Origin of the sequence: Thalassobacterium maritimum (assembly GCF_031127805.1) — a bacterium.
GTDB classification, from domain to species: domain Bacteria; phylum Verrucomicrobiota; class Verrucomicrobiia; order Opitutales; family Coraliomargaritaceae; genus Thalassobacterium; species Thalassobacterium maritimum.
Genome location: NZ_JARXHW010000124.1, coordinates 1 through 1,687, shown reverse-complemented (window position 1 = coordinate 1,687; position 1,687 = coordinate 1). Strand labels below are relative to the sequence as shown.

The following is a 1,687-nucleotide window of genomic DNA, read 5'->3' as shown; positions in this document are numbered from 1 at the left end:
ATTTAGAAAAAGTTGGGTTAAGGACAGCACCACCATGCATATGATTGCTGTTAAATAGCAGCGCTGACGATTTCTTTTCATTCGATTACTGAACGTGGCTCTGGCATCCCAGCCTTCGAGCTCAAAAGTTAGGTGGTTATCGAATATTTTTGGGCGTAAATGGGATTGTCCAGCAGCGTCTTCCATGAGAAGGGGTTAATATTTAATTTGAAAATTTCAATTTTGTTACTCTTTGATGATGTATGTTTGAGAGGATGTCGAGACGGATTCCCTATGTCAGACTTCCATACGCACTCTTTTTTGTGAGCTTACCAGGCTCGGTGCTTGTGGGCGTCCTGTCTCGGAGCTGCTAACTGGATATCGCTTTCATTGTAATGGCCATGGTTTGGCTTGAAGCTGACGCTACTCCGCAGTCATCCGGACGGGACATGGGAATGGTCTCAAAATTCATCTTATGCGGCGATTGCTTGTTGCTGGCTGCTCTTGGTTGGGAAGGGTTCGTATTTGGAGTTCGGATCTTTCCAGAGTGCGAGCATCATCACGGCTAATTTGCGGGCCGTCATGACGACGGCTTTCTTCTTCGCTATCTTTGCTCCGCTGTTCGCTTTGCGCTCTCCAGCTTCCTTGAGTGCGCTGGGTGGCCCAAAGTGTCCGAGCGTGTATTGAGCACAGTTGACGAGCAATCGTCGCATCATGCGGTTGCCGGCTTTGGTGATGCGCATGGGTTTATCGACGTCGCCGGATTGATCACGCCCAGGGACGAGTCCAAGAAACGGGCCGACATCCCGTGCTGTCGCAAAGCGGTCTGGCGAGCCGATAATTAAGACAAAGGATAGTGCTGTGATTGGGCCGACTCCGGGGATCGTCAATAGCTTCTGAGCCACAGAGTAGTCCTCGGCGATCATGGTGTCGATGTGCTTGTCTTCGGCTTTAATGAGTTCACTCAGATGGCCGATGCTTTCGATGACCGGTGCGACGAGTGCGTAATCCGCGGCTTCAAGATGCTCCGTGGCCTTACGGGCGAAGGCCTCCGTGCTGCAACCGGATGGGAGGAAGATGCCAAGGCTTTTGAGAGAGCCGCGCACATGGTTGACCAGTTTGACACGTGCGCTCACCAGGGCATCGCGTGCTTCAATGATCTTCAGCGCTCGTTGGTGCGCTTCGCTCTTGTGTTCGATGCCGTAGAGTAGGTTGCGGTCAAAACGTCCGATACGAGCCAGCAGCAGCGCGTCACGTTCGTCGTTTTTGTTGTCGGTCTGGTAGATCGCCCGGACCTTGCGTGGATTGGCGACGACTACCTTGTGGCCGCGCTGGTTAAATAGACGGCTAATCCATGGTGAATGGCAACCGGCTTCCATGATGAGGGTGGCGCCTCGGTTGGCTTTGCTGAAACGGATCAGCTCGGGCTGGTTGTTGAGCAGTGTTGTTCGTTCGATAATCTCGCCCTCTGCGTTTAGAGTGCAAGTTTCGTGGCTCTTGTCGCCGAGGTCGATGCCGATGGTGTGGGTGTTTTTTGCTGTATTCATAGTGGCGTAGTTCTATGCGATTCAGCTCCACTTTTGAAGCTTACTCGCTACGCCTTCTCATGCCTACTGGATATGGATTCGAGCGTGCCCAATGAGGCTGCTCTGGGCAAGTGCTTTATCTTTCCTTGGATCGGTTTGTTTTAAACCACAGATTGCGCAGA

At 52.1% G+C, this 1,687-nt stretch carries 2 protein-coding genes; both read right to left on the bottom strand.

Going from position 1 to position 1,687, the window contains the following annotated elements; all coding sequences use genetic code 11:
- A partial coding sequence (locus tag QEH52_RS19485) for a hypothetical protein (protein ID WP_308952629.1) occupies positions 1 to 186 on the bottom strand: 186 nt, incomplete at its 3' end.
- 266 nt (positions 187 to 452) lie between these two features.
- Positions 453 to 1,526, bottom strand: coding sequence for an IS110 family RNA-guided transposase (locus QEH52_RS19480; RefSeq protein WP_308952628.1), 1,074 nt, complete (start codon positions 1,524 to 1,526; stop codon positions 453 to 455).
- Positions 1,527 to 1,687: the final 161 nt, after the last annotated feature.